The 7,029-nt window shown below is 67.5% G+C and carries 5 protein-coding genes and 1 pseudogene; 2 read left to right on the top strand and 4 right to left on the bottom strand.

Translation table 11 applies throughout. The annotated features are described in order from the left end of the window. Positions 1-552: 552 nt before the first annotated feature. Positions 553-3,180, bottom strand: a complete 2,628-nt coding sequence (locus KCH48_RS41620; protein WP_374104758.1) for a WD40 repeat domain-containing protein — start codon at positions 3,178-3,180, stop codon at positions 553-555. 97 nt (positions 3,181-3,277) lie between these two features. Further along, a pseudogene (locus KCH48_RS43340) lies at positions 3,278-3,780 on the bottom strand (helix-turn-helix domain-containing protein); the annotation flags it as partial. A gap of 292 nt (positions 3,781-4,072) precedes the next feature. On the opposite strand from KCH48_RS43340, the gene KCH48_RS41615 reads away from it, so the two are divergent. Further along, positions 4,073-4,480, top strand: a complete 408-nt coding sequence (locus tag KCH48_RS41615) for a peptidoglycan-binding protein (RefSeq protein WP_210582844.1) — start codon at positions 4,073-4,075, stop codon at positions 4,478-4,480. 114 nt (positions 4,481-4,594) lie between these two features. Here KCH48_RS41615 and KCH48_RS41610 read toward each other — a convergent pair whose 3' ends face one another. Next, the gene (locus tag KCH48_RS41610) at positions 4,595-4,807 is read right to left on the bottom strand and encodes a hypothetical protein (RefSeq protein ID WP_210582843.1); all 213 of its coding nucleotides are present in this window, start codon (positions 4,805-4,807) and stop codon (positions 4,595-4,597) included. Between the two features lie 21 nt (positions 4,808-4,828). Further along, the gene (locus KCH48_RS41605; RefSeq protein WP_210582842.1) at positions 4,829-5,161 is read right to left on the bottom strand and encodes a hypothetical protein; all 333 of its coding nucleotides are present in this window, start codon (positions 5,159-5,161) and stop codon (positions 4,829-4,831) included. A gap of 209 nt (positions 5,162-5,370) precedes the next feature. Here KCH48_RS41605 and KCH48_RS41600 point away from each other — a divergent pair, with 209 nt between their 5' ends. Then, positions 5,371-6,993: an IS1182 family transposase gene (locus KCH48_RS41600; RefSeq protein ID WP_246886758.1), complete on the top strand. Its 1,623-nt coding sequence runs from the start codon at positions 5,371-5,373 to the stop codon at positions 6,991-6,993. Positions 6,994-7,029 lie beyond the last annotated feature (36 nt).

The raw sequence follows: 7,029 nt of genomic DNA, 5'->3' as shown, positions 1-7,029 counted from the left end.
TGTGTTGGGGCAGTCGGCGGCGAGGCCGGTCAGGGTGTGCTGCTCGGTGGCATCGACGACCAGTGACCAGCGGAGTTTGATTACGGTCCAGTCGGCGACGTAGCGGCAGACGGCCCGGGCGTCGGGAAGCCATGTGGCGGGGTCCTGGTCGGCCTTCTGCCGGTTGGACCGTGCGGTAACCGCAACCAGTGCGCGTTCGTCGCCGAGGTCGTTGGCGTACTGCTCACGCCGCTGCGCGCTCCAGGCGGAGGCGCCGACTGGTAGGGAGCGTCATTCCAGCCACGCGCTATTACTGGACTTGTGCTGGTCACGGCCACCGCGGACAGAGCTGTCCCCCGACCGGCCACCTCGACCAGCTCGGCTACGACTCCGCCCTGGCGGCGGGCTGGCCGATCGCCACCGGCGCGATCGAGGGCGCCTGCCGCCACCTGATCGGCGACCGCCTCGACATCACCGGCGCCCGCTGGGGCCTGACCGGCGCCGAAGCCGTCCTCAAAGCTCATTCTGGGCATGCGGCGTGCGGTGGCTGGTCGGGCGGCAAGTGGTGCTTGGTCAGCAGGTTTTCCGGTAGGGAATTTCGCGGATGAGTGATGTCCAGTCCGCTGGGGGCACGCCGCCCTGCGCGCGAGTGCAGATGGTCTTGAAGGCGAGTTCCGGGGCGATGGGGTAGGTGCGTGGCGGGGTGTGTCCGCCGTCGACGGTGAGTGTGGCCCCGTCGGGCGCAAAGGTGAGGGACTCGATGCCGTCTCCCGCTGTGAGGAAGCTGGATCCCAGTGGCCGGTTGGATGAGGCGTCCCAAAGCCTCACCGTGCCGGCGCTGCCGCCGATGGCAAGGAACTGGCCGTCGGGTGAGTACGTCAGTTCGGTCACGGCTTCGGGTTCCTTGCTTCCTGCGCTGCCTGTGGCGGTTCCGGTGAAGATGCTCAGTCGTCGTTTGAGTGCCCGGTCCCATACGGTCACCCGGCCGTCCTCGTCGCCGGTTGCCATGCGGTCACTGCCTGGGGGCCCGGGGGCCGTAGCGGTCAGGACCGCGCCGCCTAACCTGGTTTCCGGTGCGGCAGCATGCTGTTGGGCATGGTGCCACTTCGGGTCCAGTGCCTGCCCCAGATAGATGCTGCGCACGAGGGCGGCTGATGCGGGCTGTACCTCGATGTACCGAATCGCCTTGCGTTCTGGATCCAGTTGCACATCCCCAATGCTCCGGCCGTTCAGCGGATATCGGTACACCGGTGCGTCGGGGTATGCGGTTCTCCACACACGGATCGTGTTGTCGTCCACCGCGACGAGGAATTGACCGTCCCGGCTGAGAATGGCATGCCCCGACGTGACGTCCGCAACGGGCGGGACTTCTTTGTCCGAGTCCCAGTTCCACATCCGTAGCCCTGCGCCGGTGACAACCATCAGCATCCGCCGCCGCGAGTCGAGGAGAACCCGCCCGGCGTCGGTGTTGTCGTTGTCGTTGCGGACGCAGGCCAGCCGGGAGACGGTGTCCGAACGCAAGACCCATACCTGGCGGGGTGTCTGGATATCCCATATCTCCAGGGCACCGGATGTCGTGCACCACGCCATGAACCTGCCGCTGGCGTCGAGAACGGCGCGCTCGGGGTAGTGGCTCCGGCGTTGGAACACCATGCGCTGTTGTCGCAGGTCCCACAGGCCGACCGAGCGTTCGTCCACCACCTTGAGGATGTGATCGTTCGCGGTGAACCGCGCGTAGGTGTCATTGAAGTCCAATGGCAGGCTGGTGGTCCGGCCCGAGACCGTGTCCTGCCACTGCACCGTGTCACCTGCGGCCGCCAGCAGGTACCTGCCGTCTGCGGAAAGATCGTATGGGGAGACGTCCTGCCCGAGCGGGATGGTGCGGGTGCGTTGCCGGCGATCCACGTCCCACATGAGCACCTGGCCGTCGCTGGGCGTCATCAGGGTGCGGCCGTCGGGGCTGAGGCGTCGCATGTCCTCTCCCTGTACACCGGGGCCGGTGAAAACGTCCTGCTCGCGTTGGGTCAGCGAACCCATGAGCGCGGCTTTGGCCTCCAAGGTCGGGCTGATGCGCCATGCCGCGACGCTCAGCCGCATGGCCGTCAGCGGGTCGGCATAGCGCATGGCCTCAGCGGCAGCCGCGACACGACGGGACGTGGCGTCGGCGAGCCGCTGATCACTGAACCGACTCTGCTGCCAGGCGATCGCGCCCGCGAGAGAGGCAAGTACCACTACCAGGGGCAGGCCCGTTCTCAGCCAGCGTAGGCGGCGGGTGGTGCGGGCCGTTGCCTGTTCCTCCTGGTCACGTGCAGTGGCGCTGGCGCTGAGGAAAGCATGCTCCAAGGCGGTGAGATCCCCTGGGGCTGCGTCGCCGAAGTGTTCTTGGGCGGTGACAAGCCTGCTGCCCCGGTACAGAGCCCCCGCATCGCAGCCCAGTTCCTCCCAGGCGCGCGCCGCCTCGGTCAGTTGCCGGTGGGCGCGCAGGCGGTCACGGTCTTCTTCGATCCACCCGCGCAGCCGCGGCCACGCGCTCAGCAGAGCCTCGTGGGCAATCTCGACGCTGGCGTCATCCAGGGTGAGCAGGCGTGCCCGGGCGAGGGCTTCCAACACCTGGCCAGTCTCCTGCCGGCCAGCGTCTTGCAGCTCTCCCCTTTCGGCGGGCCGGCGGGTGTCGGGGGTACCGTCACCGGGGGCGACCAGCCGCAGCAGCACCCGGCGGGCCGCAGCCGCCTGGCCTTCAGTGAATGTGTCGTACAGGCCCTCGGCGGTCTTGGCGACCGCCCCGTCCAAGCCCCCGGCGGCCTCGTAGCCGGTCAGGGTCATGGTCTTGCCACGGCGGCGGCGCCAGGTCTCCAGCAGCACGTGCGAGAGCAGCGGCAGCCCGCCCGGCTCGCCGCCGGCCTCCTCCACGAGGCGGGCGGTCAGCTCGCGTTCGACGATCAGTCCGGCCGACTGCGCGGGCCTGACGACGGTCTCGCGGAGCTCGGCCGGGCTCATGGGTCCCACCAGCAGGTTGGCCTCGGCCAGGGTGTCAGCGAGCTCGCGGTGCTCGGCGCAGCGTCCGTAGAAGTCGGCGCGTACGCCAAGGACGACACGCAGCCGGCTTGCGGGCTCGGCGGCGGCCAGCAGGCGGGCCAGGAAGCCGGCCCGCTCTGCGGGGTCGCGGCAGAGGGTGAAGACCTCCTCGAACTGGTCCACCACCAGCCAGGTAATCCCCCTCACCCGGGGCTGGTACGCACACGGTGTCGTGGGTGCGCAGCGGATGCTCGCCCGGGGTGAGGATCCGTACCGCCGCCGGCCGGTCGGGTCCGTCGAGGCTGCGCAGGCGGGGAATCAGCCCCGCCCGCAGCAGGGATGACTTGCCGCTGCCGGACGGTCCGAAGACCGCGAACACGCGGTGCTCGTCACCGCGCGGACCAGTACGTCGGTCATCTCGTCGCGGCCGAAGAAGAGCTCCGCATCTCCCACGTCGAACCGGGTCAGGCCACGGTAGGGGGAAGCAACGGTCTCGTCCGCCACCACATCAGCCGCCCGGTCCTGCTCTGTGACTGCCTCGCGCCAGCGCTGCTCCCACTCCTCCGCATCGCCGCCGCACGCCTGCACATAGGCCAAGGCCACCGGCAGGGAGGGCAGTTGCTCCCCTTTGGCCGCTCTCGACAGGGTGGACACCGAGACCTCCACTCGCCGGGCCATCTGCCGGTAGGTGATGCCGCCCGCTTCCTGACGCAGCTTGCGCAACTCGAACGCAAACCGCTGAACCGGCCCCAGCCCCGGATCGAGGTCCGCCTCCGGACGCCCCATAACGCTTCCCTCCCCGTGCCGCGACCCGTGACCAGCAGCCGCGTCTCATCCCAACACCCGCCCCACCACCGCGAAAGACACCATCTCGCCAACCCAAGCCTGTGACCTGCTTTGTTTCACGCCCGGGACACGGCTGTGCAACAACCCCCAGCCCGATGAACTCGATCCAGGACGCCCCCAGCGGCTGTCCTGACGGAGAAGCGGGCTATGCGAACCGCTCCGGTTCACATAGCCCGTGGATACACGGCCCCAATCGCAAAACACCGCAATGACTCAGATCAGAGGGGAATTCATGTCGGCTTCACCCAGCACCCCCACCCGAAGAATCGCACGTGGGGCGGCATCGCTGCTCGTCGCCGGAGCTATAGCCGCGGGCGCCTCCATGGCGACCGCTCCCTCGGCCTCCGCAGCCATCATCCCCAACCGCTGCACGCACACCAGCAACGAGCCGACCCTGTCGTACGACCCCGACACCTACAAGCGGGCCGTCAAGCAGGTGCAGTGCGAGCTGAACTATTCGCTGCGCAACACGACCCTGACGGTGGACGGCTACTTCGGCTCCGCCACCCGTTCGGCCGTGCGGAAACTTCAGGACTGCTCGGACATCACCATCGACGGAATTGTCGGACCGAACACCTGGGGCAAGCTCAACTTCTGGGCCCGGTCTACCTCCTGGGCCGACGTGTCGGGCAATTGCTGACGCCTCAACCAGCCCGACACCACGGTCCGGAGCGAGGTCTGCTCCGGACCGTGGTGTCGGGCTACCGTGACGGCATGGGCAGGGACGGAGGTCCCAGGCTGCGGCTGGTTTCCGTCACGGACGATGATGCCGGTCCGCGGTGTGCCGTGGGTGCGGTGGTCCGCTGATGCCTTCGGTGAAGGCGACGGCGGTGTTCTGTTCTTCGGCGTGTCGGTCGTGGCACTGGCGGCGGATGCGGCGTGCGCGGGTGAGGACCGGGGCGGTGCAGGCCAGCCTGACGGCCAGCTGCCCGGAGTGCGGGATGTCGTACTCACCCCGGCCAACCACAAGAGCAATGATCAGGTATGGCTAGTCACCCATGAACCACAAGTAGCTGCCTGGCGTCGACGCACACACTTCAAGGAGCTCGGCAAGGTCCAGCAGAGCCGCCTTCTGCTGGTCGTCCGTACACCCCTGTGCCAGGGCGACGGCTTCCTGGCAGGCGACTTGAGCTTCCTGTTCGTTGAACAACGTGTCATCGTACGGATCCACCCAGCCGAGTTTGCCCGAGCCATGCCGGTCGAGGGTGCTCAGCACCCTCGACAACGCTTCACCGTGCTCGTAAGAACCCCGCAGCAAGGTGTCCCGGGACGACCCCTTTTGTGTTGGTCGCCCAGAGTGCAGTTCCAGCTCAATCCCCATGACCCCTCCTTCGGCCTCGGACACCGAAGCTTCGCAGAGATCATTTGTCAGACACGGCCTAGCTGCAATGCCGTGACTCTGTTGGTGATCTTGACGGGGTGGTGACGGCGGACGCTGGTGGTGGTTGGCTGGTCGGAGGCGGGGCGGCCTCGGTTTTGGGGCGGTGGACGGTGTCGATGCGTCCGGCAAGTTTCCAGCGGATTCCTCCAATGACGGTCCGCACGGCATGGGCGGCGTGTCCGAAGGGGACGCCGGTGATGCTGATGAGGGACCGGCTGGATGTGGTGTTCGCCGACGAGGACTTCACTCATCTGTATCCGTCCGATGGCCGACCGGGCTTCTCGCCGGGGCAGTTGGCGCTGGTGTCGGTCCTGCAGTTCGCGGAGAACCTCTCGGACCGGGCGGCGGCGGATGCGGTGCGCACGAGGATCGACTGGAAGTACGGACTTGGCCTTGAACTGGACGATCCGGGCTTCGACCACTCGGTACTCAGTGAGTTCCGGGCCCGGCTGGCCGAGGGCAGCCGGGCGGATCAGCTGCTGCAGTTGATGCTGGACCGCTTGGTGGCGGCCGGGCTGCTCAAGGGGCGGGGCCGGCAGCGTACTGATGCCACTCATGTCCTGGCGGCGGTGCGGCGGTTGAGCCGGCTGGAGCTGGCGGGTGAGAGCGTGCGGGCTGCGCTGGAGGAGATTGCCGAGGCCGATCCGGACTGGCTGGTGCCGCTGATCGATCCGGAGTGGGCCAAGCGGTACGGCCGGAAGGTCGAGATCGGGAAAGTTGCGGGCGGCAAGGTAGCGGTGCGCGAGCGTGCCGAGGAGTTCGGCCGGGACGGGCAGAAACTCCTCACCGCGGTCTGGGCGGCCGACGCCCCAGACCGTCTGCGGATGCTGCGCCAGGTGGAGATCCTGCGGCGGGTCTGGGTCCATCAGTACTACTGGGATCGTGACGGGCAGTTGCGCTGGCGGGAGGGCACGGCTCTGCCGCCGGCCTCGCTGCGGTTCGACTCCCCGTATGACACGGACGCGCACTACTGCGTCAAACGCGATGTCCAGTGGAGCGGATACCGGGTTCATGTCACCGAGTCGTGTGATCAGGATCTGCCGCACCTCGTGACGCATGTGGCCACCACCATTGCTCCCGTCCAGGACGGGCAGTTGACCGAGAAGATCCACGACGACCTCGCCACTCGTCGCCTGGCTCCGGCCGAGCACGTCGTGGACACCGCTTACCTTTCACCCGCGCAGATCGAGCGGGCTCAGCGCGTGCACGGCATCACGCTGCTCGGCCCGGTTCTTGCGGACAACAGCCGCCAGGCCAAAGCAGATTCGGGCTTCGACAAGACGGCCTTCGCCATTGACTGGGGCAACGAGCAGGCGATCTGCCCGCGAGGTGCGACGAGTGTGTCCTGGACCGAGCTGCATATCTCCGGCCACACCTATCTTCAGGCCCGGTTCGCCGAGAGAGACTGCCGGCCCTGCCCAGACCGTGCCCGGTGCACCTCCTCGGCCACAGGCTCCCGCTCCATCGCAGTCCTGCCGCAGGCACTGCACGAGATCCAGATGCGCAATCGGCTCGACCAACAGACCGAACACTGGCAACGCCGGTACGCGATCCGCGCCGGAATCGAGTCCACCCTCTCTCAGAACGTACGAGCTCACGGCCTGCGCAGAAGCCGCTATCGAGGTCTGACCCGCACTCACGTGCAACACGTCTTGACCGCCATGGCCTGCAACCTCAGCCGCCTCGCCAACTGGCACGACACCACCTCATCGACCCGCCGCGCATCTCGCTTTCAGACTCTCTGCACCGCAGCAGAATTCACGATCATCTGACCACTAAAGATCACCAACAGAGTCACGGCATTGGGC

The sequence above is a fragment of the Streptomyces sp. GESEQ-4 genome, assembly GCF_017948455.1.
In the GTDB taxonomy this organism is placed as follows: Bacteria; Actinomycetota; Actinomycetes; order Streptomycetales; family Streptomycetaceae; genus Streptomyces.
The sequence above is the reverse complement of the archived record's forward strand: the minus strand, read 5'-3'. Positions and strand labels throughout refer to the sequence as shown.

Coding starts and splice junctions, on each gene's coding strand:
- KCH48_RS41615 (WP_210582844.1), top strand. CDS start 4,073: ATGTCGGCTTCACCCAGCACCCCCACCCGAAGAATCGCACGTGGGGCG.
- KCH48_RS41605 (WP_210582842.1), bottom strand. CDS start 5,161: ATGGGGATTGAGCTGGAACTGCACTCTGGGCGACCAACACAAAAGGGG.
- KCH48_RS41600 (WP_246886758.1), top strand. CDS start 5,371: ATGACGGTCCGCACGGCATGGGCGGCGTGTCCGAAGGGGACGCCGGTG.